We start from the raw sequence: 16,371 nt of genomic DNA, 5'->3' as shown, positions 1-16,371 counted from the left end.
GGTCGGCCCCTATCCGGCCCCCACCACCTGCCGATACGCCGTCGGCGCCACGCCGACGCTTTCACGGAAACGATGGCTGAAATGACTGGCGTTCGCATAGCCGCATTGTTCGGCGACTTGCGCGAGCGGCAGTGTCGTCGTGCGCAGCAGCGTGCGTGCGCGTTCGAGCCGTTGCTGCGCGATCCACGCAGCAGGCGGGAGTCCGAACGACGCGCGGAACATGCGCGCCAGATGAAACTCCGACAACGCCGCCACACCGGCAAGCTCGCCGAGTGTGAGGGTCTGCGCGAGATGGTTCTCGATGTAATCGCGCAAGCGCCGGCGAGTCGCGACCGACAGGCCGCCCTTGAGCGCCGCATCCGTGCGACGCACGCCTTGTGCGCGCAGCAGCAGACTCAACACCTGATGCGCGGTTTCATTGGTGCGCAGCAGGCCATCGGGGTCTTGCCAGTCTTCATTGGCCAGTGATTGACACAGGCTCGCGATGCGGGCGTCTTCGAAATAAGTGCGATCGGCCAGCGTCAGCTCGCGCGGTTCGCGATCGAGTTCCTGCACGGCGCGCTGCGTGAAGTGTTCGGGCAGGAAGTAAAGATGCATGAAATGCATATGGCCGCGCACCCACCAGCGCGATTCATGCTCGCCGGGCAACGCGCAGAGCCGCGACGGCGCGCCGTAGCGCCCGGGCATCTTCTGACGCTCGGTGCGATAGCCGCCGTCCAGGTAGCACGACAGCGTGTGATGGCCGGGCTGTTCGTAGATGGTCTCGGCTTCCTCGATGTCGCGGGTCCAGACGGCGATGGCGAGCCGGTCGCCGAGCCACGCGAAGCGTTCCAGATTCGCGTTGGCGCTCTGCAGCGTGTGACAGACCGACTGAAGGCCGAACGGCGTTTCGGTGGATTCGATCACGGTGGCGGGCGGTCTGGCGTTCACGGGACGAGCGGGATGTGTTCGATGACAGGGCAGGTGCCAGTATAGGGCGAGCGGTCGCCGGCCGCTCGCTCCGGCGAAAAAGTGCGCAATCCTGGACAAGTGCGGCCGCCGGCGCTGCAGCATAGTAGGGCTTCCGCTTTTTGCTGCTGCAGGCTTCATCATGAATCTTTCGCTCTATGCCGTCACCGTGCTGATCTGGGGCACCACGTGGATCGCGATCAAATGGCAACTGGGGGCGGTGCCGCCGCCGGTGTCGATTGCGTGGCGTTTCTGGATCGCGGCGCTCGTGCTGTTCGCGCTGCTGCGCATCATGCGCCGGCCGATCTGGCCGCCGCGCGCCGCCTGGCGCTTCCTGGCCGCGCAAGGTCTGGCGCTCTTCTGTCTTAACTTTCTGTGCTTCTACTATGCCGAGCAGGTGGTGCCGAGTGGCCTCGTCGCGGTGGTGTTTTCCACTGCGCCGCTGCTGAACTCGATCAACGGCCGGCTTTTCATGGGCCGTCCTTTGCAACCGTCGGCGATTGCCGGGGCGGCGTTGGGGCTGGTCGGCATCGTGTGCCTGTTCGTCCAGCAGATGGCAGGGCACCTGGGCGATCACACGGTATGGTTGGGACTCGCGATCGCGTTCCTTGGCACTTTGTGCTTTTCGGCGGGCAATCTGCTGTCGAGCCGGATGCAATCGATGGGCCTGCACCCGTTCGCCACCAATAGCTGGGCGATGCTGATCGGCGCCGGCATCTTGACGGTGGGCAGCGCGCTGGCCGGCTTTTCTTTCTCCATCGAGCCTGACGCGCGTTATCTCGGCGCGCTCGCTTACCTGGCCGTGTTCGGCTCGGTGATCGGCTTTACCGCGTATCTGATGCTGGTCGGACGCATCGGGCCGGAGCGGGCCGCCTATTGCACCGTGTTGTTTCCGATTGTGGCGCTGGCGGCGTCGACGGTATTCGAAGGCTACCGATGGTCCGGGTTGGCGGTGCTTGGACTCCTGCTGGTGGTGGCGGGCAATCTGGTGGCGTTCGATCTCACGCGACGCATTTTTGTGCGGCGTGATCAACCGTCCGGTCGACAGCGCCTGCACAGACAGCCTTAAAGGTGAGTCTTTCCGGGAGCAAAAAAGTGAGCTGAAAATTTCACCAGTGAGCTTTTCCAGGAGAAGAAAAAACGCGAAGCGTGCAACGGCAAGCGCTTCGCCAAACAACCCCCAGCGCCGAAAAAGTCAACCGGACGGTTTTAAGAAGTAGGCTTCGGCGCGCGCAGCGCCGCCGGAAGAATGACACCCTTGTCACAAGCGCGGGAAGGTGCACGAACACAGACTCCACGGAGCCACTACCCCATCCAGACAACGGTGCCCACTTAGCATGATTGGTGTGAGCCGCTTTCTTTGCTTATCTTTCTTTGCGGCGGCAAAGAAAGTAAGTGCCGCCCCGCACAGGGGCAACACTAATAGACCACTAACAACACAAGAACAACACAAGAACAACACAAGAAAATCCCAAACACCAAGATGATCCCAGCATCACCGAACCGCCATACAAGAGCGCGAAGAGGACCACCAACCTGCGCGACGCGCGACGATAAACCCATCAAGTGAGACTCAAGAGCAAACAACGCCGCTTTCCCGCGCAAAGCTATGCGCTTCGAATTGTTTAAGCGATCAACTCCTTACCGCGAATTTTTTGCGAATAAATTTCCGCTCTTTCCATGCGAGGATAAAACGTCAACGTTCACGTATGTGCGATAGCTAATCGATCCGCATACATGCGATGGCGCGCCGGACACGCCGGCCGTGCGCGCTTCGCACCTCGCAAGGAAATACCGTCGTGAAAATCTTCTCTCGCCTTGGCGTCGCGGTTCTTGTCGTCCACAGTCTGCTTCCTCTCAACGCATCCGGACAATCGCAACTCAGCTACACCACGTCCTGGATCGGCAATAGCTTTGGTTTCGGCGATGGCAAGTGGATGCAGCAGGACATTCAGGCGATCAGCGTCGGCGCCGACGGCACCGTTTATACCAACGCCCCCTGGGATGAAAGCGGCAGCGAAATTGCCGCGTACCGTGCGGGCGACAAGATCGCCGTGGCCGGTTCGACACACGGCTGGGGCGCCGCCGGCGGCGATGCGGTCGCGACGAACCATACCTACCTGTACGCGGCAATGTCGATCGGCAACGAGAACAATGGACTCGTCGGCGCGGACTATCCGCCGGCCAACCAGACGTGGTTCGGCATTACGCGTCGCACGCTTGCCAATCTGGCGACTGGCGCGCCTTTCACGAGCGGCATCGGCAATAGCGCCAACGCGACAAAGAACAGTTTCCTGCGGCTGAACGCAGTGACCACCGGCACCGATGCGGGCATTCGCGGGATGGCCGCTACCGATACCGAACTGTATGTCGCCGATACGTACAACAGCCGGATCGTCGTGTTCGATGCCGCATCGATGCGGCGCCTGCGCTCATGGAATGTGCCCTCGCCAGGGCGAATCGCTTTGGATACCGATTCGACGCTGTGGGTGATGAGCGGTGTCTCATCTGGAAACCTAAGCATTCTGCATTATGCCGCCAACGGCACCGCGCTCTCCGGCACCGTGCCGTTGCCCGCCGGCACGGTGCCGACCGACATCGCAATCTCGCCGTCCGGGCAAATCCTGGTCGCCGACAATGGACCGGCGCAACAGATTCTCGTCTTCAACAAGTATGCCGACGGCCAGCCGCGAATCGCCGAGTCGATCGGCACGCGCAATGGCATCTTCCACGCGGTCAAGGGTGTGCCGGGCAACTGGCGATTCAATGGCATCACTGGCCTGGGTGTCGATCCCGCAGGCAATCTGTACGTCGCGCAGAATGGCGAAGGTCCAAGGCCGCTCGGCTCGGCATCGGTCGGTCAAGGGGCTGTGCTCGAAAGCTTTGTGCTCGGCTCGCATGCCTTCAACTGGCGCCTGTACGGCCTGACCTTTGTCGATAGCGCGGGGTTCGATCCGGCGACGCCGAATTCGGTCTACACCGGCTCGAAGCGCTTCACGCTCGATTACCGCCAGCCGGTAGGCCGGGAATGGTCGTATGTGGGCTTCACGCTCGATCGTTTCGCGTATCCCGACGACCCGGCGTTTCACGAACCGCGTGGCGTGCGCGGCGAACCGATGGTGCGGCGAATCGACGGTCGGCGCTATCTCTACACGCTCGATCCGGGCGCGCATTATCTGAACGTCTATCGCTTCGACGCGGCGCATGGCGAAGTGGCGATTCCGTCCGGCTTGCTGGCGCAAAATCCGCTGCCGGGCTCGTGGCCCGCAGGGCAGCCGACGTATGGCGAATGGCTGTGGCGCGACAGCAATGGCGACGGCACGGTCGACGCGAGCGAGATCAGCAGCAATCCATCGACGGGCAGCACGGTCGGCAACGGCTTCTGGTGGGTCGATACGCCCGGCAACGTGTGGCTCGCCACGCCGAAGAGCGGCATCCGCGAGATGCCGTTGCAAGGTCTCGACTCGGCCGGCAATCCGATCTACACGTACGCAAGCTCGAAGATGTTCGCGATGCCGCAACCGTTCACGCGGATTGCGCGGATCGTCTATATCGCCGCGACCGACACCATGTACATATCCGGTTTCACGAGCGCGATCCCGTGGGATTCGACGCACTGGAAGGAGGCGGGTCCGGTGCTGGCGCGCTATGACAACTGGAGTTCCGGCACACCGGCGCAGCAATACACAGTCTCGTTGCCATGGAACACGCAGACCAATCCGCAGACCACGACGGTCGGCGTCGCGGTGGCAGGCAATTACATTTTCGTCGCCGAGTTGTACACCGCGAAGGTGGATGTGTACGACACGCGCACCGGGCAGGCGATCGGCTATATGACGCCGGGGGCGAGCGTCGGCAACACCAGTGGCTGGGTGGATGTCTACCTCGGCATCAGCGCCGTGCAGCGTGACAATGGCGAATACGTCGTCCTGCTGGAAGACGACGCGCGCGCGAAAATCCTGATGTATCGGTGGACACCTTAACGTGGATCATGCGAATCGCGCTGAGTCCGATCACGAATGGACGCCGGCGCGCGATCGGTATATAACAACGTGTAAGGATGGCTTTGTTCACTGATGCATGGGACCGGAGAGAAGATTCATCATGACGCAAGACGTAACGCCTCAGCCGCCCCCGGGCGACCGGCCCGACCTGGAACACCTCGATGCCGCGCTGAGTCACGTGGACCAGCAGGTGTCGTCCGGCAGCATTGCTTCCGGTGCCGCAAAGGGCATTCTGTATAGCCTGATCGAAACGCTTGGCGCGTTCGTCGGCGATCCCGATCTGCCGGAGCACGCCCGTTCGGGTTATGAGGGGCTGCTGGAAGCCGCTCGCGAATTGCGCGCGAAACTGGAGCACTGAAGGCGGTGGCGCGCCACCTGCGGGCGCGCGTGGTTCGCATCGGCATGAAGCGCCGATGTGGAGCAGGCGTTTGTTGTTGCGATGGGCGGTGACAATTTAGCGATGCATTTCGCCACCGCAATCACCTCCGCTTTTCGGCGGCACGGTTCTCTGTGATAAAAAGGCGCATTGTTTCCAACATTGCGCCTTTTTTATGCTTTCCACGTCCGCTATCGCGTTGCTGGCTGTCGGCATCCTCGTTGTGCTGATTACGCCGGGCCCGACCAATACGCTGCTCGCGGCGGCCGGGTTGCGCCAGGGCATGCAACGTTCGTTGCCGCTGATCGCCGCCGAACTGGCCGGCTATCTCGTGTCGATTTCCGTGTGGGGACATTTTCTTGCGCAAGCGGCACACGCGTGGCCGTGGTTGCCTTCGCTGCTGCGCGTGGCGGCCGGCTTGTACATCGCGTATCTCGCCGTCGATATGTGGCGCGCGGCGGTCGCCTTGCCCGATTCGACGCAGCAGGCGAGCGGCATGCGCACGCTATTCGTGGCGACGCTGCTCAACCCGAAAGGTTTGTTGTTCGCCGGGACGATCTTTCCCGCCGTTGCGTTCACGCATCTGCCCGCATATGCCATGGCGATGCTGATGTTCGCCTGCCTGCTGGTGCCGATCGCGCTTGCGTGGATCGCGTTCGGCGCGGCGCTCGGCAGCGGCAAACTCACCTGGCTGAATCCGGTGAAGATGCAGCGTGGCGCGTCGATCGTGCTGGGCGTGTTTTCCTTGTCGCTCGCGTGGGCGGCGCTGCATTGATTACGGCTCTTGTGCCGCGCGCTTAAGCTTCCGTCGTGCTGCCCACGCTCAACGCCTCAAGCCATTCCGGCGGCGCGGATGCGATTTCCAGTTGCGGCGTGCCGTGCCAGTCCGCACAGCGCTGCAAAGCGCGGCGCAGATCGCCCGCAAGCCTCGCACTGAGCCGCACGCCGGGTTCGATGTGCAAGGACTTCAGTTCGAACACGCCGGTGCTCCGGTGCGCTTTCGCATCCACGCGACCGACCAGGCGCCCCCGGCTCAGAATCGGCAGCACGAAGTAGCCGTATTTGCGCTTCGCCGCCGGTGTATAGCATTCGATCGCATAGTCGAAGTCGAAAAGCGCGGCGGCGCGCTTGCGGTCCCATACCACCGGATCGAACGGCGACAGCACCGTGGTGACGGTTGACGCAAGCTTGCCGGTCGCCGCGTCGTCGATCATCGGTGCGAATTCACGGTGGACGAAGGTGTCCTGCTTCCAGCCTTCTACTTGCACCGGGATCAGTTCGCCCCGATCGGCGAGCGTACGCAGTTCGTCGCGATAGGGCCGGCGCGGCAGCCGATAGTAATCGGCAACCCAATCGGCCCGCACGACACCGAGCGCGCGACAGGTTCGCCGCAACGCTTCCTCGGCGACGGCTTCCCGTGGCGGCAGGTCGCGTGCGTCGTCCCAGCCGGGTAGCACGCGCTCGGTCAGATCGTAGACGCGATGAAAATTACGCCGCTCGGCCACCATCAGTTGCCCGATCGCGAACAGCACTTCCAGATGCCGCTTCTCCGGTTTCCAGTCCCACCAGCCGTTGCCGGTGCCTGCCTCGCGAGCGAAGTCCGCTGAACGCACAGGACCTGTTGCGCGGATGTGCGCGAGCAGCGTCTCAATGTCCTTGCGGTGCTTCTTGTGCCACTCCGCTGCGTATTTCCAGCCCATGTCGCTCGGGTCGAGCATGCGGTGACGCAGCAGCGCGTAGTCTTCGATCGGGACGAAACAGGCTTCATGCGACCAGTATTCGAACAGCTTGCCTTCGGCGAGATGCTCGTCGAGCCATTGCTGCGGATACGCGCCGAGCCGGCTGAACAGCACCAGATACGGACTGCGCGCGACGACGTGGATCGTGTCGATCTGCAATTGCGCCATGCGGCGGATCGCGTCGAGCACGTCGGCTTTGACGGCTTTGCGGCGCGGCGGCGTCAGCAAACCTTGCGCGGCCAGATGCAGGGTGCGCGCGGCGGATAGCGGAAGGGTCTTCACGCGGGCGTCGGTCACGGGCTTGGGTCGATGAGTGACTGCGATGGGAGCGGACGCGAGGTCCGGCCTGAATCAGCAGCCGCTACTGTAGCGCGAATACGGCAGACGAATTGGCGCGGAGTGCAACCGGAGCATGGCGGTTTGGAGGGCGGAGCGGACGCAATGACTAGGTTCAACAACTCAGCAATCCGGCAACCCGGCAACCCGGCGCCGTGGCCGAGCGGACATTACCAGTCGCGCTTGTGGTGCTTATCCCAGCCGCGGTGGCGACCATGGTCATGCCGCTCGCGATACCCGCGATAGTAATCGCCGCGATACCCATAGCCATACGCCGGTTGCATCGGCGCATAAACAACCGGAGGCGGGGGCGCATAAACGACCGGAGGCGCATAAATCACAGGCGGCGGCGCATAAACGGGGCCGGGTGTGTTGACGAACACCCCGACGTCCACCCGGGCCAAAGCGGTGGTTGATGCGAAGGCAGCGGCAAGGCCGAAGGCGGTGAAAACAATCGCGCGGTTGATCATGCTTGTCTCCTGTTTCGAAAGAGCCGGCCATTCGCTGTCGAATAGCTGACGATATATTACGAAACAGAAAGCAGGACAGGTGCAACCAGTTGAAGGCGTGTGTAACAACAGATTACCCGCCCTCGGTTGGCGGGCAGGCAATGCGTGGCGCGGGATAGCCTGACTGACAGGCGCGCGCGGGCGTGGATTGTGACATGGCGGGCAGGAAAGCGGCGCGCCACGCCGGCGCGGCGCACCGGTCTCGAACAACCGGTGTGCGGCCCCGGCCAAGCCGCCTTCATGCTCCCAAAGCCACCGCCTCTTCTGCCGAAACGGCCAGCAGCTGGTGGATCTGCGCGACCACTGCCGCGCCTTCTCCGACCGCCGCCGCGACGCGTTTCGTCGACCCCGCGCGCGCGTCGCCGATTGCATACACGCCTTCGACAGTCGTGGCGAGATCGCAGACGGAGGCTCCCTCTACGTTGGTGCCGGTCAGCACGAAGCCCTTGTCGTCGAGTTGCACGCCGCAGGTGCGCAGCCACTCGGTATTCGGATCCGCGCCGGTGAACAGGAACAGATGCCGCGTATCGAAACTTTGGGTGCCGTCCGGCAGAGGCTTTTTCAACGAGACCGACGCCAACCCGATTTCATCCGCCTCGAGCCGGCCGATTTCCGAATTCGGATGCACGAACACATTCGGCAGCGAACGGATGCGGTCGATCAGATAGCGCGACATGGTGGCTTCAAAGCCGCTTCGGCGGATCAGCACATGGACCTTGGCCGCGTGTGTCGCCAGATAGACGATCGCCTGGCCCGCCGAATTGCCGCCGCCCACCAGCACGATCTCCTGGCGCTTGCACAGTTTGGCCTCGACCGGCGACGCCCAGTAGTACACGCCGCGCCCATCGAAACGGTCGAGCCCTTCGAGGGCGGGGCGCCGATAGACCGCTCCGCTCGCGATCACAATGGTTCGCGACGTGATCTTGCCGCCGCACTTGAGCTCCAGCCGGTACGGCGACTCCGCGCAATGCAGCGCCTTGACGTGGACCGGAATCGCCACATGCGCGCCGAATTTCTGCGCCTGCACGAACGCGCGGCCCGCCAGCGCCTGCCCGGAGATGCCGGTCGGAAAGCCGAGATAGTTTTCGATCCGCGAACTGGCGCCCGCCTGGCCGCCTGGCGCGCGGCTGTCGAGCACGATCACCGAGAGTCCTTCGGACGCCGCGTATACGGCGGTGGCGAGGCCGGCCGGGCCGGCGCCGACGATCGCGACGTCGTACACATGCGAATCGTCGAGATCGGGCAGCAAACCGAGGCAGGTGGCGAGTTCCGGCATGCTCGGATGACGCAGCACCGAGCCGTCCGGGCAGATCACCAGCGGCATGTCTTCTTTCTGCGCGGCGAATTGCTCGATCAGACGCAGCGCGTCTTCGTCGCGTTCGTCGATGACCGAGTGCGGATGGCCGTTGCGCGACAGGAAGCCTTGCAGCATGACGAGCCGTGCGTCGCTGCTGTTGCCGATCAGAATCGGGCCACCCGCGCCCTTTTCGATCAGCGACACGCGCCGCAGGATCAGCGCCCGCATGATGCGCTCGCCCAGTTCCGCCTCGGCGACGATCAGCGCGCGCAGCTTGTCCGGCGGAATCAGCAGAGCATCGACCGGGGTGACGGCCATGCCGTTAACCAGCGCGGGCCGCCCGGACAGCTGACCGACTTCCGCGAGAAAGTGCTTGGCGCCATGTTCCGCAATCACCACCTCGCGCCCGATGCCATCGCGCTGGTAAACCTTCACGCGCCCATCCAGCAGCACGAACATGCCAGGGCCGGTGTAGCCGGTCTCGAACAGCAACTCACCGGCTTCCCAGTGGCCTACTTCGCCGAACCGGCGCAGACGATCGATTTCCGCACACGTGAGTTCGGGGAACATCTGATGCATGCGCGTTGCAAGCGACGAAAACGGCGCGTCGGCAACGACGGTCTGTTGCCCTTCAGCTTCTTGAGTCGACAGCATTAAACCGCTCCTTCTGTGTTCATCCTGATTGATCGACACGGGGGGCGAAGCGGCGCGGGCGCGCGACGGCGCCAATATGAGTGCGCTGCCGCGCTACACGGCCTTCGGCGCGATATCGTCGACCGCCACGTCGGGCGGCGGCATGCCGGGCAGCGCGTCCACCGTTTTGCCCGAGTCGCGCCAGGCTTCCATGCCGCCGCGTAACGGCAGCACATCGGCGAAGCCGGCTTCGTTCATCTGTTTGGCCATCCATGCCGCGGATATTTCATTCGGGCACGAACAGTAGATCACCACCTTCTGATCGTGCGGATACTTCGCGACGATCTCTTCGAGTTGCCGCTCGTCGGCGAATTGCGAGCCCGGAATCACGAACGGGTCGAGCGCGCGCTTTTCCTGCGAGCGGATATCGAACACGACCGGTGTTTTGCCGGCCGCGACCAGCGCCGCCAGCTCCTCGACTTCGATCCGCTGGGTCGCGAGCGTGGAAATCAGCTGGCGCCGGCGAATCCAGCGATAGGCGGCATACAGCAGCAGCAACGCGACGGCCACCAGCGCGGCCGTGCGGCCGAGGCGTCCGGCCATGGCGAACAGCATGTCGATCTGCCGGGCGAACAGCGCACCGATGATCAAACCGGTACCCGACCACAAGGCGGCGCCGATGCTGTCGTAAGTGAGAAACGTGCGGTAGCGCGTGTTCATTGCGCCGGCCATTGGAATCGACACGATCGACAGGCCCGGCACGAACTTCGCGACCGCCAGCACGCGCACGCCCCAGCGGCCGAAAAAGCGTTCGGTCTTTTTAACGCAGGTGTCGCGTGAAAGCGAAAGACGGCAGATCGCTTTCAGCGTATTGCCGCCGTACAGACGGCCGGCGAGATACCAGGCACTGTCGCCGATCAGGGTGGCGAATATCGACAACACGAGGACCGGCATCAGCTGCGTGCCCACTGACCCGGGATGCATGGCCGCCATCGCTCCAAACAGCACGAGCGCCGGCATCGCCGGGACCGGCAGCCCGAGCGAGGCGGCCAGCACGTTGACGAAGACGAGCGCCGGTCCATATTGCTCGACGAGATCATGTAGCATCGGCTTACATCCGCAGCCCTTTCAGGCGCGGAGCAGGTAGGGAAAGCAACAGAGGATGTAAGGATTATGGACGCATTTTCAAGACGTGCAAATGTCCGGAATAGCGGCCCATTACTCGCGTGTTAAAAGCGTGGCTGCGGCTTGCCTGGCGGGTTAAAGACGCGGAATAGAAACGCGAATGGAACAACGCGAAACAGATTGTAGCTTTTGCGGCAAGCGAGTGATGAATCGCGGCCTACGCAAGCTCGTAGGCCGTTATTCGGTACGGAAATTCAGGGCGGCGGTGCAAAAGCGGCGCACGGCATTCGCGCATAAGCGCAATACCGTACGCGGCAGCTTTATTGACGATGATTGTGCTGTTCGCCCGGCAACTCCGCGCCATGCGCGCGAATCGCCGCAATCAGTTCGGCCGGCGTGATTTCGTAGCGCACTTCGCGGTGGATGCCTGGCTTGCGCTCATCGACTTCGATCAGAAGAATGCCTTTGCCGTCTTCTGTCGATTCGAGGCGCAGCGAGCGGAGTTCGCGCGCCGTTGCGTCGTCGTATTCGGTGAGCAGGGCCATTGACCCGGAGGACCCGGTAGTGCGCATCGAGGTTGTCCTTGTTCCGTTGTTGATCGAACCATTGTACGGGCACGTTGGCGCGCCGTCTGTCGCGCGGCGCTCACACGTGGGGAATTTGCCCGCCACCCATCTGCCTGCCGGGATGCCACGCCGTGCTGCCTAGACGTATGGCGGGCGTGGCCCGCCGGGCAATGCGAGCCGTGGCGCCCGACTGTGACAACCAGTTTAACGCGACTCCCCGCGTCGACGGCTGCATTTTTCGTGCCCCGTGACGGTGCAGCCCTTCTGCCCGGTTGTCACGGTGCTGACGCGCGCTTCGATTATGAGCCGGTGCAGCGAGAGAAACACGCCGCAAAAAAATAGCCCGTCCTTGAAGGGACGGGCTGCTAAACGCCGTTGTTACTCGGGTCAGCCTGCCCTTGCAACTAGTTGGGCGCTGACGTTGCCATCCTGATGCGTCAATTCGGGACTGTCGAGGTGGGAGTAACGCCGATCTATCAGATCAATGTCAATTCTTCCCGCTCAATCAAGTTCGCGCACCTCGTGCTCGACCCGAGCGCAGCGTCGCGCCGGCATCCGGACCTCGTCCGCGATGCGTTTCGCCGTGCCTTCAAAAGCGTTACACTGCGCCGGACAAGGCCTGCAGACGCATTTCGTCACCTCGACACCCGCAGCGGTCTGCCTGCGCGAATCCGCCACTCGAGCGAGACGATGCAGAAGATCCTCGACCGTACTCAGGAGTCATTGGCCCAGGCGTTTGCTTCGCTCGCGCAAAACGCGAAACGTCAACAGCGGGTGTACCTGGCGACGATCGCTTTGCTGATGCTGATCATCGTCCTGTTCGCGCTGTTGCTGGCCGCTCTTGCCGTGGGCAGGGAACTCGACTACCGGCGCGCCATCGCCACCCAGAACGCCGCCGATATCTCTCTGGCGCTGCACCGTGAAGAGTCGGTGCTACGCCGCGCCGAATTCACCCTCGACTACTATCACGACACGCATAACGTGCTGAGCGTGCCGGACAGCGTCGAACAATCGGTATTGCAGACCGGCGTCGGCCGCGGCACGGTAGACAGGGGCAGCGAGCAATTCGACGTGCTGGTTGGCGAAGCAACGCGCAAGGCGTGGGGCCCGGCGTTCAGCGTGAAGCTATGGCGGCTGTACGACGCGGCCAAGTCCACACTGGTGACCCAGCTAGCCTTCGAATTGCGGCAACGCGCGGTGCTGATCGGGCTGGATGAAGACTATGCCGCGATCCTGCCGTCACTCGCGCCACCGGCGACAGGCGCAACCGCCCCTGCCTCGGCTTCGCCGGCGTTGCAGCCGGCGCTCGTCAGCGTCCTGCGCGACGCACTCGAACGCGAGTTGCAGGCGCGAACCGGCAAGCGTGTGCCTGGCAAGGGCGAGCTTGTCTGGATTGGTCCGTATCGCGATCCGCTGCAAGGCATCCCGGTGATCTCGGCGGTGGGCGTGCACTACAACGGCGATACGCCGACCACGCTGATCGTGATGAGCATCCCTCTCGACACCCTTTCCGCCCTTCTCGCCCGGCCCACCAATGAAGGAAGCTTGATGCTGATGGGCGCGGATCATCGCTTGATCGTGGCGTCGCCGCCGGTCGATGGGCCCACGGCGAAAACGTTGCAGGGCGCTTTCTCCAGCGCGACGCCCAACACCTATCACTACATTCGAAACGGCGTATTTCTGAGCAAGCCGCTTATATCGGGTCTCGGCTCGCTGGTCGGTTATATGTCGTGGTATGCACTGGCTGCGGCGCTCAGTTGGCATCTGGTGGCGCTAGCCGGTCTCACGCTGCTGATCCTGCTGACGATTGCGTTGATGGCCCGTTTCTGGGGCCTGCGTCTGTTGCGCAACAGCGTCGCGGAAACAACGCGCGCGCTGGAAAGCGAAACAATCAATCACATCCTGGTTAGCGCGACGCCGATCGGGTTGTGCATCGTCCGGCAAAACGACTATTCGATCATCAACGCCAACGCAATAGCCGCCGAATTGCTGCATATCGAACCGGGCAGCAACCGCTTGCCGCCGCACATTGTCGGTGAGTTCTCGGCGCAGGCGCCGGACAAGCCCTCGGTGACGGCGTTTGCGAAGGTCGCCGCTTTTGTCGTGCCTGCACGACCCAATCGGCAGCAGCCGCATGTGTCGCAACCGGTAACGCAGCCGCAACAGCAGCCGCAGCCGCAGCCGCAACCGCAACCGCAACCGCAACCGCAACCGCAACCGCAACCGCAACCGCAACCGCAACCGCAACCGCAACCGCAATCGCAGCCGGACGAAGGCGCGCCCGCGCAGTTCCTGCAGCTCACCTACGCCGCCGCGCGTTACGCCGGCGAAAACGTGCTGTTCTGCGCGATTCTCGACGTGACCACGCAGCATGCACTCGAACAGCAACTGCGGCTCGCGCAGCAGAGTACGGAAACCATGATGCGGGCGCGCACGAATTTCTTCGCGTCGATGAGCCACGAAATCCGCACGCCGTTGAATGCCTTGCTCGGCAACCTCGAACTGCTTGCGCGCACGCCTGGACTCGATGCGCACGCGCAACGACTCACCGCGCTGAACGTGGCGGCCGACGCGCTGCGCCGCATCGTCAACGACATTCTCGACTTTTCAAAGATCGACGCCGGCGAGATGAAACTCACGAGCGAATTGTTCCGCCCGATCGACGACTTCGAAAACATCGCGCTCTCCTACGCGCCAATGAAGGCGGATCGTGCGATTCGGTTTTATTCGCATCTGTCGCCGACACTCGACCAGATGGTGCGTGGCGACCGCACGCGCATCGCGCAGATCGTCAACAATCTTCTGAGCAATGCGTTCAAATTTACGTCGAGCGGCAAGATCACGCTGAATGGAGAGGTGCAGGACGATCTGCAAGGCCGCCCGGTTCTGACGTTCCGGGTTTGCGATTCCGGTATCGGCATGGACCAGGCACTGGTGGCGCGCATTTTCAATCCGTTCGAACAGGGCGAGGCGAGCACCTCGAGCCGCTACGGTGGCACCGGACTCGGTCTGTCGATCTGCGCGCGGCTGTGCGAACTCATGGGTGGGCATATTTCGGTCGAGAGCGTGCTGGGTGTGGGGAGCGCGTTTAGCGTCTCGATACCGCTTGCACCACCGCCCGATGAATTGCGTGCGCCGGTTGTCGAGCCGGCGCGTCGAGGCAATGGGCTCGTTCTGTGTCAGGAGCGAGAGTCGGGGCAGATGCTCGAGCGTTGGTTCCTCCGCACGGGGCGGGCGGTGCAAACGGTGACGTCGATGCACAGCGCGCTAGCATGGCTGCGAGTGAACCGGCCTGACGTGCTGGTGGTGACCGGCGAGTACAGCCTCGACGCCATCGCGGAGTTGCGTGCAACGCAGCCTGTCGGCGTGGTGTGGATCACGCGCGGCGGACCGCATCGTCCGGCCGTGCGTGCCGACGGTGTGATCGAAGCCAGTGAGTTCAGCCGCACGGCGATTCTGTCGGCAGTCGATCTGTCGACGGATAGCGCGGACGGTGCAGGCAATAGGGCGACGCCCTCCAGCGACTCCTCAGTGGCGCCGCAACCAACGGTCAATCCGGCGCTGCGTGGTCTGACGATTCTGGTTGCAGAAGACAATCCGCTGATCCAGACCTTGATCGTCGAGCAGCTCGACGCGCTCGGCTGTGTGCCGACGGTCGCCGGCGACGGGCGGCAAGCGCTGGCGGCATTCGAACAGGGACACTTCGAGGTCGTGCTGACCGATATCCACATGCCGGTCATGGACGGCTACGAACTACTCGCGTCGTTGCGCAAAGCGCATACGGACTTGCCGGTGCTGGCCTTTAGCGCGGTTACCGGCAATCAGCAGCAGGAAGGCTGGCGCGAACGCGGCTTTAGCGGCTATGTCGCGAAGCCGGCGTCGTTGAGCGAGCTGGAAACGGCGTTGCTTACGGTGATGCCGGCGGGGTCGCGGGCGGCAACGTCACGGCCAACTGTGACGGCAGATGCGGCGGTGGCGCCGGTGACTTCGGCTGTGGCTGGCGCAATCTCCGATCCGGTCAGTTCGCTCAGCGCGGACGACAAGACGCGTTACACGGCCTTGCTGAAACAGCACTTGCAGAGCGATCTGCCGAGGTTGATGGCGATTGTCGAGCAGGAAGACCGGGAAGCATTGGGCGGCTGGGCGCATAGCGCAGCCGGCGCGTTCCTCGTGGTGCAGGAACGGCAGTTCGCGCAGCAATGTCGCGAGCTGCAGCGGCTATGCGAGAGCAGCGAAAGTTGGACGACCGAAATGGACGAACGTGCGATCTCGCTGCACGAGGCGATGTGCGATCGCTTCGGGCTGGATGAAGCGTCGATGCATTGATCCAGACGCCGTTGCCAATGGCGTTTCGGTCGTGGCGGATCAATCCGGCCGCTTCGCGATGAAGTCGATCTCGACCAGCGCATCGCGCGCGAGCGCGGTGACGCCGATGCAGGTTCGGGCAGGTAGCGCGTCGGCGGGGAAATAGGCGCGGTAGGTCTCGTTCATCGTCGCGTAGTCGCGTTTGAACTCCGTCAGAAAGATGCGCACGGCGACCACGTGTTGCAGTCCCAGACCGACGCCTTCCAGGACGAGTACGAGGTTGTCCATCACCCGTTGCGTCTGCGCGACCACGCCGTCCGGCAGCGGCGCGGCGTCGTCGGTGGGGGACGTCGGCATCTGGCCGGTCAGGAACACCCAGCCGTCGGTTTCAGTGGCATGGGAGAAGGGCCCGACCGGTGTCGGGGCGGATGGGATCATCCAGAAGGCGGGCGCGGTGCTCATGGGGGCGGTCGGTTAGCGGGCTTGGATTGTCGATGGCGCTAAGCTAACCGATCAAAATGCCGGGCAGGAGA

The 16,371-nt window shown here is 63.2% G+C and carries 12 protein-coding genes; 5 read left to right on the top strand and 7 right to left on the bottom strand.

The features are described 5' to 3' along the window. Positions 1-9: 9 nt before the first annotated feature. A complete protein-coding gene (locus DSC91_RS14245) occupies positions 10-930 on the bottom strand; it encodes an AraC family transcriptional regulator (RefSeq protein WP_115779193.1) in 921 nt (306 codons plus the stop codon). A gap of 160 nt (positions 931-1,090) precedes the next feature. On the opposite strand from DSC91_RS14245, the gene DSC91_RS14240 reads away from it, so the two are divergent. The 4 genes from DSC91_RS14240 to DSC91_RS14220 all read left to right on the top strand — a co-directional run bounded on the left by DSC91_RS14240 (position 1,091) and on the right by DSC91_RS14220 (position 6,103). Further along, positions 1,091-2,017 carry a DMT family transporter gene (locus DSC91_RS14240; RefSeq protein ID WP_115779191.1) on the top strand — a complete coding sequence of 309 codons (927 nt, stop codon included), beginning with the start codon at positions 1,091-1,093 and terminating at the stop codon, positions 2,015-2,017. Between the two features lie 730 nt (positions 2,018-2,747). Beyond that, a complete protein-coding gene (locus tag DSC91_RS14230) occupies positions 2,748-4,931 on the top strand; it encodes an NHL repeat-containing protein (RefSeq protein WP_115779187.1) in 2,184 nt (727 codons plus the stop codon). 121 nt (positions 4,932-5,052) lie between these two features. Further along, positions 5,053-5,310 (top strand): hypothetical protein, encoded by a 258-nt coding sequence (locus DSC91_RS14225; RefSeq protein ID WP_115779185.1) that lies wholly within the window; start codon positions 5,053-5,055, stop codon positions 5,308-5,310. A 193-nt stretch (positions 5,311-5,503) separates the two neighbouring features. Further along, on the top strand, positions 5,504-6,103 hold the full coding sequence (locus DSC91_RS14220; protein ID WP_115779183.1) for a LysE family translocator: 600 nt from the start codon (positions 5,504-5,506) through the stop codon (positions 6,101-6,103). Between the two features lie 22 nt (positions 6,104-6,125). On the opposite strand, the gene DSC91_RS14215 is transcribed toward DSC91_RS14220, so the two are convergent. From DSC91_RS14215 to DSC91_RS14195, 5 genes are all read right to left on the bottom strand, one after another. Then, entirely contained in the window at positions 6,126-7,349 is a 1,224-nt protein-coding gene (locus tag DSC91_RS14215) for a winged helix-turn-helix domain-containing protein (RefSeq protein WP_115779843.1), read from the bottom strand. 224 nt (positions 7,350-7,573) lie between these two features. Further along, positions 7,574-7,873: a hypothetical protein gene (locus DSC91_RS14210; protein ID WP_115779181.1), complete on the bottom strand. Its 300-nt coding sequence runs from the start codon at positions 7,871-7,873 to the stop codon at positions 7,574-7,576. 277 nt (positions 7,874-8,150) lie between these two features. Further along, complete coding sequence (locus tag DSC91_RS14205) at positions 8,151-9,863, bottom strand: FAD-dependent oxidoreductase (RefSeq protein ID WP_115779179.1); 1,713 nt, start codon at positions 9,861-9,863, stop codon at positions 8,151-8,153. Between the two features lie 93 nt (positions 9,864-9,956). Continuing rightward, entirely contained in the window at positions 9,957-10,949 is a 993-nt protein-coding gene (locus tag DSC91_RS14200) for a DedA family protein/thiosulfate sulfurtransferase GlpE (RefSeq protein ID WP_115779177.1), read from the bottom strand. A 338-nt stretch (positions 10,950-11,287) separates the two neighbouring features. After that, entirely contained in the window at positions 11,288-11,539 is a 252-nt protein-coding gene (locus DSC91_RS14195; protein WP_007178686.1) for a hypothetical protein, read from the bottom strand. A 684-nt stretch (positions 11,540-12,223) separates the two neighbouring features. Here DSC91_RS14195 and DSC91_RS14190 point away from each other — a divergent pair. Further along, the gene (locus DSC91_RS14190) at positions 12,224-15,859 is read left to right on the top strand and encodes an ATP-binding protein (RefSeq protein ID WP_115779842.1); all 3,636 of its coding nucleotides are present in this window, start codon (positions 12,224-12,226) and stop codon (positions 15,857-15,859) included. A gap of 39 nt (positions 15,860-15,898) precedes the next feature. Here DSC91_RS14190 and DSC91_RS14185 read toward each other — a convergent pair whose 3' ends face one another. Continuing rightward, positions 15,899-16,300: a RidA family protein gene (locus DSC91_RS14185; RefSeq protein WP_115779175.1), complete on the bottom strand. Its 402-nt coding sequence runs from the start codon at positions 16,298-16,300 to the stop codon at positions 15,899-15,901. Positions 16,301-16,371: the final 71 nt, after the last annotated feature.

Source organism: Paraburkholderia caffeinilytica, from assembly GCF_003368325.1.
In the GTDB taxonomy this organism is placed as follows: domain Bacteria; phylum Pseudomonadota; class Gammaproteobacteria; order Burkholderiales; family Burkholderiaceae; genus Paraburkholderia; species Paraburkholderia caffeinilytica.
Note: the sequence above shows the minus strand (reverse complement) of the source record. Positions and strands in the feature narration are given on the sequence as shown.

Coding starts and splice junctions, on each gene's coding strand:
- DSC91_RS14195 (WP_007178686.1), bottom strand. CDS start 11,539: ATGCGCACTACCGGGTCCTCCGGGTCAATGGCCCTGCTCACCGAATAC.
- DSC91_RS14220 (WP_115779183.1), top strand. CDS start 5,504: ATGCTTTCCACGTCCGCTATCGCGTTGCTGGCTGTCGGCATCCTCGTT.
- DSC91_RS14205 (WP_115779179.1), bottom strand. CDS start 9,863: ATGCTGTCGACTCAAGAAGCTGAAGGGCAACAGACCGTCGTTGCCGAC.
- DSC91_RS14190 (WP_115779842.1), top strand. CDS start 12,224: ATGCAGAAGATCCTCGACCGTACTCAGGAGTCATTGGCCCAGGCGTTT.
- DSC91_RS14185 (WP_115779175.1), bottom strand. CDS start 16,300: ATGAGCACCGCGCCCGCCTTCTGGATGATCCCATCCGCCCCGACACCG.
- DSC91_RS14225 (WP_115779185.1), top strand. CDS start 5,053: ATGACGCAAGACGTAACGCCTCAGCCGCCCCCGGGCGACCGGCCCGAC.
- DSC91_RS14200 (WP_115779177.1), bottom strand. CDS start 10,949: ATGCTACATGATCTCGTCGAGCAATATGGACCGGCGCTCGTCTTCGTC.
- DSC91_RS14240 (WP_115779191.1), top strand. CDS start 1,091: ATGAATCTTTCGCTCTATGCCGTCACCGTGCTGATCTGGGGCACCACG.
- DSC91_RS14210 (WP_115779181.1), bottom strand. CDS start 7,873: ATGATCAACCGCGCGATTGTTTTCACCGCCTTCGGCCTTGCCGCTGCC.